This window comes from Comamonas terrigena NBRC 13299, from assembly GCF_006740045.1.
Taxonomy (GTDB): Bacteria; Pseudomonadota; Gammaproteobacteria; order Burkholderiales; family Burkholderiaceae_C; genus Comamonas; species Comamonas terrigena.
The window spans coordinates 4625042-4641595 of sequence record NZ_AP019749.1; the positions used below are offsets into that span (position 1 = coordinate 4625042).

The 16554-nt window shown below is 66.4% G+C and carries 14 protein-coding genes; 8 read left to right on the plus strand and 6 right to left on the minus strand.

Annotated elements, in window-relative coordinates; all coding sequences use genetic code 11:
- Nucleotides 1–15 precede the first annotated feature (15 nt).
- The 5 genes from CT3_RS20880 (at nucleotide 16) to CT3_RS20900 (ending at nucleotide 5296) form a co-directional block, all read left to right on the plus strand.
- Complete coding sequence (locus CT3_RS20880) at nucleotides 16–966, plus strand: ABC transporter permease (protein ID WP_066538250.1); 951 nt, start codon at nucleotides 16–18, stop codon at nucleotides 964–966.
- Nucleotides 967–990: 24 nt separating this feature from the next.
- A complete protein-coding gene (locus CT3_RS20885; protein ID WP_066538253.1) occupies nucleotides 991–1893 on the plus strand; it encodes an ABC transporter permease in 903 nt (300 codons plus the stop codon).
- Nucleotides 1894–1896: 3 nt separating this feature from the next.
- Nucleotides 1897–2934, plus strand: coding sequence for an ABC transporter ATP-binding protein (locus tag CT3_RS20890; RefSeq protein WP_066538257.1), 1038 nt, complete (start codon nucleotides 1897–1899; stop codon nucleotides 2932–2934).
- 14 nt (nucleotides 2935–2948) lie between these two features.
- On the plus strand, nucleotides 2949–3974 hold the full coding sequence (locus CT3_RS20895) for an ABC transporter ATP-binding protein (protein ID WP_066538260.1): 1026 nt from the start codon (nucleotides 2949–2951) through the stop codon (nucleotides 3972–3974).
- 140 nt (nucleotides 3975–4114) lie between these two features.
- A complete protein-coding gene (locus CT3_RS20900; RefSeq protein ID WP_066538263.1) occupies nucleotides 4115–5296 on the plus strand; it encodes an amidase in 1182 nt (393 codons plus the stop codon).
- A gap of 189 nt (nucleotides 5297–5485) precedes the next feature.
- Here CT3_RS20900 and CT3_RS20905 read toward each other — a convergent pair whose 3' ends face one another.
- From CT3_RS20905 to CT3_RS20915, 3 genes are all read right to left on the minus strand, one after another.
- Nucleotides 5486–6046: an ureidoglycolate lyase gene (locus CT3_RS20905; RefSeq protein WP_066538274.1), complete on the minus strand. Its 561-nt coding sequence runs from the start codon at nucleotides 6044–6046 to the stop codon at nucleotides 5486–5488.
- Nucleotides 6047–6267: 221 nt separating this feature from the next.
- On the minus strand, nucleotides 6268–6648 hold the full coding sequence (locus CT3_RS20910; protein ID WP_066538277.1) for a hypothetical protein: 381 nt from the start codon (nucleotides 6646–6648) through the stop codon (nucleotides 6268–6270).
- 274 nt (nucleotides 6649–6922) lie between these two features.
- Nucleotides 6923–7927, minus strand: coding sequence for a Bug family tripartite tricarboxylate transporter substrate binding protein (locus tag CT3_RS20915; RefSeq protein ID WP_066538280.1), 1005 nt, complete (start codon nucleotides 7925–7927; stop codon nucleotides 6923–6925).
- A 303-nt stretch (nucleotides 7928–8230) separates the two neighbouring features.
- Here CT3_RS20915 and CT3_RS20920 point away from each other — a divergent pair, with 303 nt between their 5' ends.
- From CT3_RS20920 to CT3_RS20930, 3 genes are all read left to right on the plus strand, one after another.
- Nucleotides 8231–10543 (plus strand): NADP-dependent malic enzyme, encoded by a 2313-nt coding sequence (locus CT3_RS20920; RefSeq protein ID WP_066538283.1) that lies wholly within the window; start codon nucleotides 8231–8233, stop codon nucleotides 10541–10543.
- Between the two features lie 161 nt (nucleotides 10544–10704).
- Nucleotides 10705–11115 carry a guanyl-specific ribonuclease gene (locus tag CT3_RS20925; RefSeq protein ID WP_066538286.1) on the plus strand — a complete coding sequence of 137 codons (411 nt, stop codon included), beginning with the start codon at nucleotides 10705–10707 and terminating at the stop codon, nucleotides 11113–11115.
- Nucleotides 11116–11246: 131 nt separating this feature from the next.
- The gene (locus CT3_RS20930; RefSeq protein ID WP_066538426.1) at nucleotides 11247–11675 is read left to right on the plus strand and encodes a barstar family protein; all 429 of its coding nucleotides are present in this window, start codon (nucleotides 11247–11249) and stop codon (nucleotides 11673–11675) included.
- Nucleotides 11676–11792: 117 nt separating this feature from the next.
- Here the strand turns inward: CT3_RS20930 and rsmA are convergent, their stop codons facing one another.
- The 3 genes from rsmA to CT3_RS20945 all read right to left on the minus strand — a co-directional run bounded on the left by rsmA (nucleotide 11793) and on the right by CT3_RS20945 (nucleotide 16525).
- Nucleotides 11793–12554 carry a 16S rRNA (adenine(1518)-N(6)/adenine(1519)-N(6))-dimethyltransferase RsmA gene (rsmA, locus tag CT3_RS20935; RefSeq protein WP_066538289.1) on the minus strand — a complete coding sequence of 254 codons (762 nt, stop codon included), beginning with the start codon at nucleotides 12552–12554 and terminating at the stop codon, nucleotides 11793–11795.
- A gap of 132 nt (nucleotides 12555–12686) precedes the next feature.
- Complete coding sequence (locus CT3_RS20940) at nucleotides 12687–14090, minus strand: peptidylprolyl isomerase (RefSeq protein WP_066538428.1); 1404 nt, start codon at nucleotides 14088–14090, stop codon at nucleotides 12687–12689.
- A gap of 17 nt (nucleotides 14091–14107) precedes the next feature.
- Nucleotides 14108–16525 carry an LPS-assembly protein LptD gene (locus CT3_RS20945; protein WP_098066313.1) on the minus strand — a complete coding sequence of 806 codons (2418 nt, stop codon included), beginning with the start codon at nucleotides 16523–16525 and terminating at the stop codon, nucleotides 14108–14110.
- Nucleotides 16526–16554: the final 29 nt, after the last annotated feature.

Here is a 16554-nt window from a genome sequence, read left to right on the forward strand (position 1 = left end):
AACCTCTCTCCCACCATGCTTGCCTACCTGCTGCGACGCATTCTCTACACCCTCCCCATCATGCTGGGCGTGGCCCTGCTGTGCTTTGCGCTGGTGCACCTGGCGCCCGGCGATCCGCTGGTCTCGGTGCTGCCGGCCGATGCCTCGGCCGAACTGCAGGCGCAGATGCGCGAGCTGTACGGCTTCAACCGCCCGCTGCCCGAGCAGTTTGCCCGCTGGGTGTGGCGTGCGCTGCAAGGCGATCTGGGCCAGTCCATCGCCACCAGCCGCCCCGTGGCCAGCGAGGTGATGACGGCCGTGATCAACACCCTGCGCCTGGCCGTGGTGGCCACGCTGATCGGCTTTGTGCTGGGCAGCCTGTTCGGCTTTGTGGCCGGCTACTTCCGCAATTCCTGGGTGGACCGCGCCTGCTCCATGCTGTCGGTGCTGGGCGTGAGCGTGCCCCACTACTGGCTGGGCATGGTGATGGTCATCATCTTCTCGTCCCAGCTGATGTGGCTGCCGGCCACCGGCGCCGGACCGGGCGGGTCGGGTGACTGGGCCTGGGACCGGGAGCATGTGCAGTTCATGATCCTGCCGGCCATCACCATGTCGGTGATTCCGCTGGGCATCATCGCCCGCACCGTGCGTGCGCTGGTGGCGGAATTGCTGGACCAGGAATTCATCCTCGGCCTCAAGGCCAAGGGTCTGACGCACGTCGGCATCTTCCGCCATGTGCTGAAGAACGCCGCCCCCACCGCCCTGGCCGTGATGGGCCTGCAGCTGGGCTATCTGCTGGGCGGCTCCATCCTGATCGAGACCGTGTTCTCCTGGCCAGGTACCGGCTTTCTGCTGAACCAGGCCATCTTCCAGCGGGACTTGCCACTGCTGCAGGGCTCCATCCTGGTGCTGGCCGTGTTCTTCGTGCTGCTGAACCTCATCGTCGACGTGGTGCAGACCCTGCTCGACCCCCGCATCGCCCGCTGACCGCCACCTCGAGGAGTCCGTTCCATGACCAGCCTTTCCCTCCCCAACGACGCAGCGGCCCAGGTCCAGCCGCTGCCCGCGCAGCGCTCGCGCGGCTATTGGTCTTCGGTGCTGCAGCGCCTGTTGCACGACCCGGTCGCCATGGGTGCGGCCGCCGTCATCCTGCTGCTGGTGATCGTGGCCATTCTGTCGCCGTGGATCGTCCCTTCCGATCCCTATGCCGCCTCCATGCTCAAGCGCCTCAAGCCCATCGGCACCGAAGGCCTGCCGCTGGGCAGCGATGAGCTGGGCCGCGACCTGCTGTCGCGCCTGATGGTGGGTGCACGCCTGTCGCTGTTCATGGGCATCACCCCAGTGCTGATGGCCTTTGTGATCGGCGCCGGCATCGGCATCCTGGCGGGCTACGCCGGGGGCCGCACCAACACCGTGATCATGCGCACCATCGATGTGTTCTACGCCTTCCCCTCGGTGCTGTTGGCGATTGCACTGTCCGGGGCGCTGGGCGCCGGCATCTTCAACTCGCTGGTGTCGCTGACCATCGTGTTCATTCCGCAGATTGCCCGGGTGGCCGAAAGCGTCACCGCCCAGGCCCGCAACCGCGACTACGTGGAAGCCGCACGCGCCACCGGCGCCCACCCGTTCACCATCGTGCGCGTGCATGTGCTGGGCAATGTGCTGGGGCCGATCTTTGTCTATTCCACCAGCCTGATTGCGGTGTCGATGATCCTGGCCTCCGGCCTGTCGTTCCTGGGCCTGGGCGTGAAGCCGCCGGAGCCGGAATGGGGGCTAATGCTCAATACGCTGCGCACCGCCATCTACACCCAGCCCTGGGTGGCGGCCCTGCCCGGTCTGATGATCTTCATCACCTCGATCTCGTTCAATCTTCTGTCCGACGGCCTGCGTTCCGCCATGGACAACAAGGGGTAAGCCATGCCTTTGACCCAAGCAATGCCCGATGTGGGCGGCCCCGCCCAGCCCCTGCTCACCGTGCGTGGCCTGACCAAGCATTTCCCACTGAAGAATGGTGCCACCGTGCGCGCCGTGGACGGGGTGGATTTTGAGGTGCTCAAGGGCGAGACCCTGGGCGTGGTCGGTGAATCCGGCTGCGGCAAATCCACCACGGCACGCCTGCTGATGCACCTGATGGATCCCACCAAGGGCGAACTGATTTTTGACGGCCGCACCGTGGGCTCCCGCGACCTGCCGCTGAAGGAGTTCCGCCGCCAGGTGCAGATGGTGTTCCAGGACAGCTATGCCTCGCTGAACCCGCGGCTGACCATCGAAGACTCCATCGCCTTCGGCCCCCAGGTGCACGGGGTGTCGCGCAAGGAGGCCGTGGCCCGCGCCCACCACCTGATGGACCGCGTGGGCCTGGCGCCGGCCCGCTTTGCCGAGCGCTACCCGCACGAGCTGTCCGGCGGACAGCGCCAGCGCATCAACATCGCCCGTGCGCTGGCACTGCAGCCGCGCATGGTGATCCTGGACGAGGCCGTCTCCGCCCTGGACAAATCGGTGGAAGCACAGGTGCTGAACCTGCTGGCCGAGCTGAAGCGCGAATTCGGCCTGACCTATGTCTTCATCAGCCACGACCTGGGCGTGGTGCACTACATCAGCGACCGCGTGATGGTGATGTACCTGGGCCAGGTGGCGGAGATCGGCCCGTCCGATGCGCTGTTTGCCGAACCTGCCCACCCCTACACCAAGGCGCTGCTGTCGTCCGTGCCCAGCATGGACCCCGCCCACCGCACCCAGCAGGCGCCGCTGGCAGGCGATCCGCCCAATCCCATCAACCCACCCAGCGGCTGCCGCTTTCACCCCCGCTGCCCCAAGGCCGATGCGGTGTGCGCGCAGCTGGTGCCCGGCATCACCCAGGTGCAGCTGCACCACAGCGCGCGCTGCCTGGTGCACGAGCCCGGCAGCGGCCATCCGCTGGCCCCGGCGGCCGGCTGCATTCCTTTGGCTGCTTGATGGAAAGGCACGCAATGAGCACCCCCACCCCCTCCACCGCCCCTGTGGTGGCGATTGAAGACCTGAACATCCAGTTCACCGGCGGCAGGAAACCGGTGCAGGCCGTCAGCGGCGTGAGCCTGTCCGTGCGTCCGGGCGAAGCCGTAGCGCTGATCGGCGAATCGGGCTCCGGCAAGAGCGTGACCTTGCGCACCCTGCTGCGCCTGCATCCCGAGCGCAAGACCACCATGAAGGGCAAGGTGCAGGTGGCCGGCCACGATGTGCTGGCCCTGCAGGGCAAGGCGCTGAACGACTTTCGCGGCAAGACCTGCGCCATGATTTTTCAGGATCCGCTGCTGGCCCTGGACCCGGTCTATCCGGTGGGCGCACAGATTGTGGAAGCCATCCGCCGCCACGAACCCGGCGTGCGCAAGGCCGAAGCGGAGCAACGCGCGCTGCAGTTGTTCCAGCGCGTGAGCATTCCCAGCCCGGAACAACGCCTGAAGGCCTACCCGCATGAGATGTCGGGCGGCATGCGCCAGCGCGCCATGATTGCCCTGGCCCTGGCCTGCAATCCGCAGGTGCTGCTCGCGGACGAACCCACCACCGCACTGGACGCCACGGTGCAGATCCAGGTACTGCTGCTGCTGCGCGAACTGCAACGCGAGCTGGGCCTGGGTGTGATCTTTGTGACGCACGACATCGGCGCCGCCGTGGAAGTGGCCGACCGCATTGCCGTGATGTACGCCGGCCGCATCGTGGAAGAGGGCACGGCCGAGCAGCTGATCCGCAGCCCGCGCCACCCCTACACCATGGCACTGCTGCAAAGCCGCTCGCACGGGGCCATGGAACGTGGCCAGCCCCTGCAGACCATTGGCGGCGCACCGCCCGACCTGACCGCCATTCCACCCGGATGCGCTTTTGCACCACGCTGCCGCCTGGCACAGGATGCCTGCCTGCAGGCCGTACCCAGCCCGGTCACGCTGGCGCCTGGCCACATGGCCCGCTGCATCCGCACCGATGCCTCGGCCGCGCTGGCCCCCCAGTTGCTGGCGGCCTGACGCGCGTTGACGCCGCAGGTGCTGCCCCGTGCGTGTCCCTATGGGCTCTGCATGCGCCATGCAGGTGAATCCCTGGAGACCACGGCTCGCAGCACCTGCTCGCAAGCACCATTCCCCCCTGTCCTTCCACGAGACTTGCCATGCCCTTGAACGACCCTGCACACGCTTTTGTTCCCTACCCCGATGTGCCCGTGCCCCACGCCGGCACCGGCCCCCTGAGCGGTCTGTATTTCGGTGTCAAAGACCTGTTTGACGTAGCCGGCTACCCCACCAGTGGCGGCAACCCGCTGGTGCTGGCCATGTCGGGCACCAAGACCGCCAACGCCCCCACGGTGCAGAAGCTGCTGGATGCCGGCGCCGCACTGGCCGGCAAGACGGTGACGGACGAGCTGGCCTTCTCCATGAATGGCAACAACGCCCACTTTGGCGCCCCCCTGAACGGCGCAGCACCCGATCGCATCACCGGCGGCTCGTCGTCCGGTTCGGCCTCGGCCGTGTCCAGCAGGCTGTGCGACTTTGCGCTGGGCACCGACACCGGCGGCTCCGTGCGCGCACCGGCCAGCCACTGCGGCCTGTACGGCATCCGCCCCACGCACGGCCGCGTCAGCCTGGCATCGGCCCTGGCCCTGTGCCACAGCCTGGACACCTGCGGCTGGTTCGCCCGCGATGCCCACACCTTTGCCCGCGTGGCCGATGTGCTGCTGGAGGCGGACACCGCCCCGCTGCCGGCCGCGCCCCGCCTGCTGTCGCCCACCGACGTCTGGGGCCTGACCGCCCCCGCCGTCCGCCCGGCCTGGGACGGCGCGCTGCAGCAGATCGCACGCACCTTCGGCCCCAGCACCGACACCGGCCTGGTGCTGGAATCGTTCGATGCCATGTACTGGGCCTTCCGCTACGTGCAGGGTCACGAGGCCTGGATGACCGATGGTGCTTTCATCGAGCGCTACGCGCCCGTGCTGGGTCCCGGCGTGAAGGAACGCTTTGCATGGTCCAAAGAAGTGACCGATGCCCAGTTCGTTCAGGCCAGCCAGTTCCGCGAACGCTTCCGCCAGCACCTGACCGCACTGCTGGGCGATGATGGCGTGCTGGTGCTGCCCACCATGCCCGACATTGCTCCGCTGCGCTCCGCCGATGAGGCGTCGCTGGAGGCCTACCGCAACAACGCCGTGCAGATGCTGTGCATTGCCGGCCTGTCCGGCTTCCCCCAGATCTCGCTGCCGCTGGCCGGGCGCGAGGGGGCGCCGCTGGGCATCTCGCTGCTGGGACCGAAGGGTAGCGACCGCAGCCTGATCGCGATGGCGGAAAAGCTGGCGCAGGCCTGAATCCGGCGCTACGGAGCTGCTCCCGACACCATCGCGGGATGTGAAGCAGACCGGCTCTGGCTGGTCTGCTGCGGGACCTGCCCGCAAGGCCCTTTCGGGCTCACTCACCGCTGTTGTGGGCCGCTGGGCGCCCATCTCTGCGGCATCCGCATGCGCGCCAGCCCGGCGCGCTGCGGGCCGGCGGCGGCCTTATTGCAGCAGAGCCACCGTCAGCGCGGGGTCCACCCCGCAGACATCGCAATCCACCTGCGCAGCGCGCCGCTCCACCACCGCAAAATCCCCGCCTTCCACGGCCAGCAGCGCGTGGTGCCAGGTACCCGGTGCCAGCACCACCCCCTGGCGGCCATCGGTGATGAAAGCATGTAGATCGGCTGCCTGCGGTGCCGGGCCCGGACGGGCCACGACCACCACAAAGCGCTGCGTGCCCAGCGGAACAAAGGTCTGGCTGCCCAGGGCATGGCGCTCCATCTCCACCACCTGCAGCGGAAACTGCCGCGCCTGGGCACGGAACAGGGCCAGTGTGGGCACGCCGCCGTCGGCGGTGAGCTGCAGATCGGCCAGCAGGTCATAGCGCCGGGCATTGCCGCTGTTGATGCTGCGCTGCGGCAGCGTCGCGGCTTGGCCGTCCACCGCCACGACCTGGCCAAAAGGGGCAAAGGCGGCAGGGGTCAACGGCTGCGCCGCCAGCACCAGACCGGAGTTGATGGAAACAGCGGCAGAAGCCGTGGAAGAAAAGGAAGGGCTGTGCATGCTGTTCCCCAAGCAATTGCAATGCCGGGGGGCACTTACCCACAGGCGCGGTGCGCCATGGCGCGTGGTCGCGCGTGAAAAAACGTTTTCACCCTGCACCGTCGCCACCACAAGACCCAGGTACGCCGCAGCGAATGATGGGTTCCAGCGCGCCGCCGTTGCAAAACGCTTTTCAGCCGTGGCCACCTCGACCATCGGCGTGGCCTTGCTGCGGCAAGGCCTTACTTGGGCGCACCCAGGCGCTGCTTGTCGCCTTCGCCCTGTCCATCCGAGATGGCCGCCGCCTGGCCCGCAGCAGGGTTCACGGCACCCCCTTCATCCCTGGGGCCTTCGCTCTTGGGCGCCGCTTCGGTGGCCGTGGCCTGGGGCAAGGCTGCCAACGGCGGCAGCGGGGCACGCAAGGCATCGGGTTTGGAGGGCGGCAACACGCTGTGGGCGGTGACGATGGGGTCGCCAAACAGCGGTTTGCTGGGAATGGGCTGGTCAAAGTGCGTGGGGGCGGCCATGGGAAAGGCGTTGCCGGCATGCGCGTCCGGCTGAGGGCTGCAGGCGGCCAGCAGGGCGGCGGCGCAGGCGGTGGTCATCACGAAGCGGGTGGGCATAGAGGGCTTTCCTTTCCGGCCCCGGCAGGAGCCTGATCCGCCAGCATGCGCGCCTGGGCCGCTGCGGTCTGTAGGTCCAGGCCCTCAGGTGCGGCCTCCTGGCCAGCCCGTGCTGTCTGCCGGGGGCCTCTGCGGATGGAGGCCCTGCGGCGCATACGCCACCGGCGCAGATGTAAAAAAGGAGCGGCCCGTACGGGCCGCACCGATATCGGAAGCGAAAACAGTGCGCCCACCAGGCCGCCGGCACCCATGCGGTGCCTGGCCTGGGAGGGGCTTACTCCAGCGTGATCTTGGCGGTCTTGATCACTTCGCGCCACTTGCCCACTTCGCTGTTCAGGAACGCGGTGGAAGCCTTGGGATCCAGGCCCGAGGGCAGCACGCCACCGGCGTCCAGCTTGGTCTTCACGTCGGCATCGGTCAGGGCCTTGGCGATTTCCTTGTACAGGCGGTCGATGATGGGCTGGGGCGTGCCGGCGGGCACAGCGGCCATGAACCAGGCGTCGGCCATGAAGCCCTTCAGGCCGGCCTCGGTGGTGGTGGGCACATCGGGCATGGAAGGCAGGCGTGTGTCATGGGCCACAGCCAGGGCACGCACATTGCCGGCCTTGAGTTGCGAGTTGATGGTGACGGCGGTCAGGAAGCCAAAGTCTGTCTCGCCCGCCACCAGCGACACCACGGACGGAGCGCTGCCCTTGTACGGCACGTGCGTGACCTTGACCTTGGACTGGATGGCGTAGAGCTCGCCGCCCATGTGGTTGGGGCCGCCGGTGCCCGACGAGGGGTAGTTCAGCTTGCCGGGGTTGGCTTTGGCGGCCGCCGTCAGGTCACCCAGCGATTTCAGCGGGCTGTTGGCGCCCACCGTCAGCACCAGCGGGCTGCGGCCCACCAGGCTGACCGGGGCCAGGTCCTTGAGCGGGTTGTAGGGCAGCTTGGGGTACAGGCCGGGGGCCATGGACATGCCGCCCACATCACCCAGCACCAGGGTGTAGCCGTCGGCCGGCGACTTGGCGACGCGGTCCACGCCGATGGTGCCGTTGGCACCCGGCTTGTTTTCCACCACCACCGAGACGTTCATGCTCTCGCTCATCTTCTGGGCCAGCAGACGGCCCACGATGTCGGTGGAGCCGCCGGCCGAGAACGGGATCACCAGCGTGATGGGCTTGCTGGGGTAGTCCGCAGCGTGCACGGCAGGCGATGCCAGGGCGGCCACAGCGGCGGCCAGCCCGCACAGGGCGCGGACCGGGGAAATGGCGGCAAGACGGGAGAGCGATGTCGTCATCAGAACCTCTAATGCTGGTTTAGTGAAATTGAATTGCGCGCAGCATAGCCGCAAAAAGTGCCTGCCTGGACAAGGCGCAGTCAGGTTATGCGTTTTATTTATTCAAACCACCTGTTTTTTGCATTGATTTACTGCATGGTAGGTGAAGTAGTTTCTCTTTTCAGAGGGAGATGACCCTGATATTTTTGATAGCGCCCAGCCTACAATGCCCCTTCAATTCCACTATTCGCCCCGATTGCACAGTGCCGCCATGGCGGCGGCCTGCCGAGGGCGAGAGATACCTCTGAAGTTTGGAGACGCTCGATGTCTGACGCCAAGGCCCCGACCCTGACCGATAAACGCGCCCTGCTGCGCCAGGCCGCCCTCGAATACCACGAGTTTCCCAAGCCCGGCAAGCTGCAGATTGCAGCCACCAAGCCCATGGCCAACCAGCGCGACCTGGCGCTGGCCTATTCGCCCGGCGTGGCGGCGCCCTGCGAGGAAATCGTCAAGGACCCTTCCACGGCCTTCAAGTACACCGGCCGCGGCAACCTGGTGGGTGTGATCTCCAACGGCACGGCCGTGCTGGGCCTGGGTGACATTGGCGCGCTGGCGTCCAAGCCGGTGATGGAAGGCAAGGCCGTCCTGTTCAAGAAGTTCGCCGGCGTCGATGTGTTCTACATCGAAATCAACGAAAAAGACCCGCAAAAGCTGGTCGAAGTGATCGCGGCCCTGGAGCCCACGTTCGGCGCGCTGAACCTGGAAGACATCAAGGCGCCCGAATGCTTCTACGTGGAGCGCGAGCTGCGCAAGCGCATGAACATTCCCGTCTTCCACGACGACCAGCACGGCACGGCCATCACGGTGGCCGCCGCCATGGTCAATGCGCTGAAGGTGGCGGGCAAGAAGATCGAAGAGATCAAGCTGGTGGCATCGGGCGCCGGCGCCGCCGCCCTGGCCTGCCTGAATCTGCTGCTGGAAGTGGGCCTCAAGCGCGAGAACGTGTTCGTCACCGACATCGCCGGCGTGGTCTACGAAGGCCGTACCGAGCTGATGGACGAGGACAAGGCCCTGTTCGCCCAGAAGACCGATCTGCGCACCCTGGGCCAGGTGATCGAAGGCGCGGACGCCTTCCTGGGCCTGTCCGCCGGCGGCGTGCTCAAGCAGGACATGGTGCAGAAGATGGCGGCCAAGCCCATCATCTTCGCGCTGGCCAACCCCAACCCCGAAATCATTCCCGAAGATGTGAAGGCGGTGCGCGACGACGCCATCATCGCCACCGGCCGCACGGACTACCCCAACCAGGTGAACAACGTCCTGTGCTTCCCGTACATCTTCCGCGGCGCGCTGGACTGCGGCGCCACCACCATCACCACTGAGATGGAAATTGCGGCCGTGCACGCCATCGCCGCACTGGCCGAGGCCGAGCAGTCCGAAGAAGTGGCCGCCGCCTATGTGGGCCAGGAGCTCACCTTCGGTCCGGAATACCTGATCCCCAAGCCTTTCGATCCGCGCCTGATGCTGATCGTGGCGCCCGCCGTGGCCCAGGCTGCCGCCGACTGCGGCGTGGCCCAGCGCCCCATCCAGGACATGGATGCCTACCGTGAGCACCTGAAGACCTTTGTCTATGCCTCGGGCTCGGTGATGAAGCCCATCTTCACCGTCGCCAAGAAGGCTGCCAAGAAGCGCGTGGCCTACGCCGAGGGCGAGGACGAACGCATCCTGCGCGCATGCCAGATCGTGGTGGACGAGCGCATCGCCCGCCCCACGCTGATCGGCCGCCCGGCCATCATTGCCCAGCGCGTCGAGAAGTTCGGCCTGCGCCTGAAGGAAGGCCTGGACTACGACGTGGTCAACGTGGAGCACGACGACCGCTACCGGGACTTCTGGCAGACCTACCACCGCATGACCGAGCGCAAGGGCGTGACCGAAGCCATTGCCAAGATCGAGATGCGCCGCCGCCTGACGCTGATCGGCTCCATGATGCTGGAAAAGGGCCAGGTCGACGGCCTGATCTGCGGCACCTGGAACAACACCGCCATCCACCTGCACTACATCGACCAGGTGATCGGCAAGCGTGCCGGCGCCACCACCTACGCCTGCATGAACGGTCTGCTGCTGCCGGACCGCCAGGTGTTCCTGGTGGACACCCACGTCAACTACGACCCCTCGGCCGAGCAACTGGCCGAGATCACCATCATGGCGGCCGAAGAAATGAAGCGCTTCGGCATCCACCCCAAGGTGGCGCTGTTGAGCCACTCCAACTTCGGCTCCAGCAACCAGCCCAGCGCGCTCAAGATGCGCGAAACGCTGGAGCTGCTGCGCATCCAGGCGCCCTGGCTGGAAGTGGACGGTGAAATGCACGGCGACGTGGCCATCGACAGCGAAGCCCGCAAGAAACTGATGCCCCACAGCACGCTGACTGGCGATGCCAACCTGCTGGTGCTGCCGAATATCGATGCGGCCAACATCTCCTACAACCTGCTCAAGCAGGTGGCAGGCGGCGGCATTGCCATCGGCCCGGTGCTGCTGGGCGCAGCCCAGCCGGTGCATGTGCTGACCCCCAGCACCACGGTGCGCCGCATCGTCAACATGACCGCCCTGACGGTGGCCGACGCCAACGCCGCACGCGGCTGAACGGCACGGCCCCATGGGGGCCGTGCTACACAAACTTTACATTGATACGGCGCAAGCGCCGGCCTGGGACGACCCGGCCGGCGCTTGCTTTTTGGGGGGCGCTGCGTCACACTTACGGGTCGAAATTTCGGGCAAACCCGGGTTTTGGAAGGTGTTTATCGATGTTCCAGGCGGTTGCCAATCACGCGTTGCGCACAGGTATGGCCGTGCTGCTGGGTGCAGCTTGCGCCCTGCCGGGCACGTCTGCATTCGCGCGCGGCACATGGGATGCGGCCGTGGATGCGCCTGGCATCACGCTGCAGGAATTGCCCCCGCAGGGCCGCACCACCTACGCACTGATCCTGGAAGGCGGGCCGTTCCCGTATGACAAGGATGGCGCGGTGTTCGGCAACCGGGAGCGCGCCCTGCCTGCGAACCGGCGCGGCTATTACCGCGAATACACCGTCAAAACGCCCCGTTCCCGCGACCGAGGTGCACGCCGCATCGTCTGCGGCGGCCAGCAGCCGCAGCGACCCGATGCGTGCTACTACACCAGCGACCACTACAGCAGTTTCCGGAAGATCACGCCATGAGCTACCAGGACTTGGATTGGGACCGCCAGAGCAACGCCATGGGGAACTTCCTGGCCAGCCCGCCGTCCACCCCTGCATTGCAAAACCCCGCTTTCCTGGGGTTTGCACGAACAACAGAAAGTACCACGGAGATGGAAAAGCGCCCACTTCGTCCCGAGAACGATACCCCGCTGCGCGGGGTGCGCAGCAACATCGTGCAGTCGATCCGGGCCTTCCACATCCCCGATCTGCAGAAAGCTGCGGCCACGCTGGGCCAGCATTTCCTGTACGCCAATCTGGCCCACGCCCAGAACAAGCCCGACATCCTGGAGCTGATTTCCACCCAGTTCCACTTCCCTGCGCATTTCGGCAAGAACTTCGATGCGCTGTACGACTGCCTGACCGACCCCATCCACAAGGCCGGCCCGCAGCCGGGCTTCATCCTGGTGCTGGACCAGATCCCCACCACCACCAAGTTCGACAAGGAAGCGCGCGAGCAGTTTCTGGACTGCTTCCGCGATGCGGCCGAGTACTGGGCCGAGCGCAAGATCGCCTTCCGCTGCTTCTACTCCTTCCTGTAAGCGCCGCAGCACCAGCCCCCATGCAAAACGCCCGGTCACACCGGGCGTTTTCATGTCGTGCCTCTGCCGGGCTCTATGCGCGGGGCATGCCGCCGGCCCACAGGGGCCGCAGTACGGTCAGGACAGGGCGGCCGCCAGGGCTTCGTACTCCCGCACCGGCACTTCCTCGGCGCGGCGCTGCAGGTCGAAGTCGCCTGCAAAGCCTTTTTCCTCCAGCCACTTGCCCAGGGTGTTGCGCAGGATCTTGCGCCGCTGGCTGAAGGCCACCCGCACCAGTTCCTCCAGCAGCTGCGGGTTCAGCGCCGCAGGCTCGGCCTTGGGCACCATGCGCACCACGGCGCTGTTGACCTTGGGCGGCGGGTCAAAGCTCTCCGGCGGCACGAACAGCACGTTTTCCATGGCGTAGCGCCACTGCAGCATCACGGACAGGCGCCCGTAGTCGGACGAACCGGCATCGGCCACCATGCGGTCGATCACCTCTTTCTGCAGCATGAAATGCTGGTCCTGCACCACGTCCACGCAGTCCATCAAATGGAACAGGATGGGCGACGAGATGTTGTAGGGCAGATTGCCCACCACGCGCAGCCTGGGCACGCCCAGGCGCTGGGCCAGCACCCGGAAATCCACCTTCAGCACATCGCTCTCGACCACGTCCAGCTCGGGCCGCAGACGCAGGCGCACGGCCAGGTCACGGTCCAGTTCGATGACGGTGATCTTGCCCAGGCGCTCCACCAGGGGCTGGGTCAGCGCCATCAGGCCGGGGCCGATCTCCACCACCGGCTCGCCGGCCTGGGGGTGGATGGCATCCACGATGGCGTCGATGATGCCGTGGTCGGTCAGAAAGTTCTGGCCAAAGCGCTTGCGGGGAATATGTTTCATGCCAAGCAAAAGCGGTGCCTCAGCACCGCTCGGTAAGAAAAAGAAAGGGGCACAGCCGGAATGATGGCACTCCCGCTGTGCCGACGGGGGCACAGGGGCATACCGCCACCCGTGCACCCCTGTCCGCCGCGCTTACTGCGGCGGCTCGCGGTATTCCACATAGGTGCGGCCACGCAGCTCCTGCAGCCAGGTGTCGTAGTCCTTTTCGGTCTTCTGGGCCTTGACCACATCGCGCAGCATCTCGCGCTGCTCACGCTGGCTCAGCGCGGCCTGGCGGCGTTCCACCAGCTGGATCAGGTGCACGCCAAAGCGCGAGACCACGGGGGGGCTGATTTCGCCGGGCTGCAGACGCTCCAGCACCTGCTCGAACTCGGGCACATAGCGGCCCGGGCCGGCCCAGCCCAGATCGCCGCCCTGGGCGGCACTGCCGTCCTGCGAATACTGGCGCGCCAACGCCTCGAAACTGGCGTTGCCCTGGAGGATGCGGTTGCGCAGCTCGGCCAGGCGCTCGGCCGCTTCCCGCTCGTTCATCTGTGCGGAGGTGCGCAGCAGAATGTGGCGGGCATGGTTCTGCGCCACCACCATGGGGACGCCATCGGAGCTCTTGTCGATCACCTTCAGCACGTGGAAACCGGCTGGAGAGCGCACCGGCCCCACCACGCTGCCCACCGCCGCGCTGCGCACGGACTGCACAAACAGTTCGGGATAGCGGTCGGCCGGACGCAGGCCCAGGATGGGCGTTGTCTTGACATCGGAGAAGCGCTGGGCGGCTGCCTCGAAATCGCCGCTGCGGGCCGCCTGTGCGGCTTCCTCGGCACGTGCCTTGAGCTGCGCCACCTGCGCTTCGGAGGCGCCTTCGGGCACGGCCACCAGGATGTGGCCCAGGTTCAGTGCCGCCACGGTGGCATCCGTCTGCCCGGTCTTGCTGCGCTGCTCGCGCAGGTAGCGGTCGATGTCCTGCTCGCTGACCTTGACCCGGTTGTCCACTTCCCGCTCCCGCAGGCGCTGCAGCGTCATCTGGTTGCGCAGCTCGTCGCGGAACTTGGCTTCGGCGATGCCTTCCTTCTTCAGCTCGCGCAGCAGCTGGGCCTTGCTGATGCTGTTGTTGCGGGCCACGGCCTCCATGCCCTGGTCCACCGCGTAGTCATCGACCTTGATGCCGATTTCCTTGGCGTACTGGATCTGGGCTTTTTCCAGAATCAGACGCTCCAGCACCTCGCGGGCCAGCTGTGCCTGGGGCGGACGCTGACCGCCTTCCTTGGCCAGGCTGTCCTCGACCCGTGCCATGCGGGCACGCACCTCGTTGTTGGTCACCGGCTCGGAATTGACCACCGCCACGATGTAATCCGCCGAGCGCAGCCCCTGCGCAGCCGCTTCACGGCGCAATTCGGGCGTCTGGGTTTGCTCCAGTGCGCGGGACATGCCCGGCGCACCGCTGGCACGCAGTCCCTGGGCCGAAGCACCCATGCCGGCCAAGGCCGACAGACACAGAACACTGGCGGACACCGCATGGCGCGGCAATGCAGAAAATCGCATGGAACGGATCATGGAAATCAATCGTAATTGCTGAAGCGGCTGGCAACAGAGTCGGTTCCGTCACGCAGGCCGCGGTAACGCGGAATCTGGTCTTTGAGGCTTTGCAGGGGATCGTTGCCCAGGCTCAGGCGCGAGAAGCCCACGAACTCGACCTGGAACATCAGCTTGGTCGCCGAGGAGCGGATGCTGTTCTGGTGGCGTTCCACCAGCACACGGCCAATCCAGCAGCAGCTGTCGTACTCGAAGCCGACCACGGTGTCGATCATCTTGTTGTCCTGCATGCTGTAGTTCATCCGGCCCACGGTGTACCAGCGGCCCTCGCCCGGCAGGTTGCGGCGTGCTGGCGGGGTGAAGTCCCCCCCCAGCAGCGCGGCCACCGGCCACTGCCAGCCCACATCCACCTGTTCGCTGGAGCCCCGCTGCATGCGGTATGCCATGCTGATGGTCCGGTAGGGTCCCGGGCTGTAGCGGGCGCTGACCGTGGAGCGGGTGCTGCGGTTGGTGTCCTGGTTGTACTGCACCGTGCTGTCGAACGCCCAGCGCTGGTTCCAGTTGAAACCGGCTCCCAGCAGCAGGTCCGACAGGCTTTCGGTGCCCTGCACCTCGCCTGGCAGGGTCACGCGCTGGTCCTTGAAGCGCATGCGCTGGGCAATCCCCAGGCGCACCGCTTCCGCACCGGTCTGGCGGTCCAGCCAGCGGGTAGTGAGACCCATAGTCAGCACATTGTTGTCGGCAATGCGGTCCTGGCCCACATAGCTGTTCTCCATGAAGATGGAGGCGAAGTTGAAGTCCGAACGCGCCGTGTCATAGACCGGCAGCATGGACTGGTCGCGGTACGGCGTGTAGGCATAGAAGGCCCGCGGCTCCAGCGTCTGCACGTAATCCTTGCCGAAGAACGTGGTGTCGCGCTCGAACACCAGCCCGCTGTCCAGGCTGAAAGTGGGCAGGGTGCGCTGGAAGCTGGTCTGGCCATTGATGACCGTGTTGTCCAGCTGGTAGCTGGCGGTGTGGATCTGCACCTTGGGCTTGATGAACCAGCCCGGCGCCAGGAAGGAGCGGCTCAGCTGGGCCAGGGCATAGCTGCGCTGGCCATTCCAGATGTGGTTGCTGCCATCGAGGTTGTGGGCGCGAAAACGCGTGGTGTCGGCTTCCCAGCTGAAATCCAGCCCGCCGGGCAGATCGTAGGGGGTGTAGCGCCACACCAGCTGCGGCATGCGGTCAAAGGGCGGCACGATGGGCGAATCCACCTGCTGCTGCACCTGCCACTGCTGCATCACCAGCGTCACGCTGTGGTCGTTGCGCCCCCAGCTCAGGACGCCGGTGCTGGGCACCAGCCGCTCGCGCAGCAGCTTGCTGGCCCGGGTGAAATCGCGCCAGTAATTGCCATCGCTGACGCGGTTCACGTCAAAGCTCAGACCCAGGCCGCCGATCGGGGAATCGAAGGACTGGCGGTGCTTCCAGGAATAGCCCCAGCGGTCCCGGTCGCGCAGCTTGTCCTCGGGCATGGCTTCCAGCGTCAGCTCGCCACTGTATTTCGGCTCCAGATAGCGGAATTCCCCGGCCAGCCCCAGGCCGCGCTTGCTCATCACTGTAGGGGTGAGGATGGCATCGCGGTTGGGCGCCAGATTCCAGTAATACGGCTGGGCATATTCCATGCCGTTGACGCTGTCGATGCCGATGCTGGGCGGCAGCAGACCGGATTTGCGCTTGTCCGACAACGGAAAGCTCACCGCAGGCACCGGCAGCACCGGCACCCCCTTGAACTCCAGCACGGCGTCCTTGGCATAGCCCACTTCTTCCGCGCGGTCTAGCTGGATGGTCTTGGCACGCAGCACCCAGTCGGGCTCCCAGCTGGCGGAATCGTCGCGCAGGCAGGTGGTGTAGGTGGCATCGTGCACGACGGAGCGGTCACGGTCGATGAAGTCCACCCGCGAGGCATCGCCATGCGCCTGGGTCTGCAGAAACTGGTAGCTGGCGTCGTTGAACTGGCCCTGGAAGGCGTCCACATGCAGCTTGAGCGCCGTGCCCTGGTACACATCCCCGCCCTTGTTGATGTGCACACTGCCTTCGGCGTCGACCAGATCCTCGGCCACGGAGTAGTCCACGCGGTCGGCGCGCACCACCATATCGCCCTTGCGCAGCTCGGCATTGCCGCTGACCTGGGCCCGCACGTCGGCCTGGCCGGTCACATGGTCACCGCGCACATAGGAGGGCAGCTGGTCCTCGACGGTCGAGGGCAGCTTTTCCAGCAACTGGCTACTGGGCTTGAGCTGCAGCGGCGGCAGATCACCGCCGCCGTCCGGGGGCGCGGTCTGCGCCCAGGCGCCGGAACAGGCCAGCAGGGCAGCGGCCGCCAGCGGACGCACAACGGCACCACGCGGTGGGGCGCACCGGGATGTCACGGAGAGGGCTGGGGGCAGCAAACGGGCAGACACGTTCAATGGTGGGCGAAGAAAAATCCGGA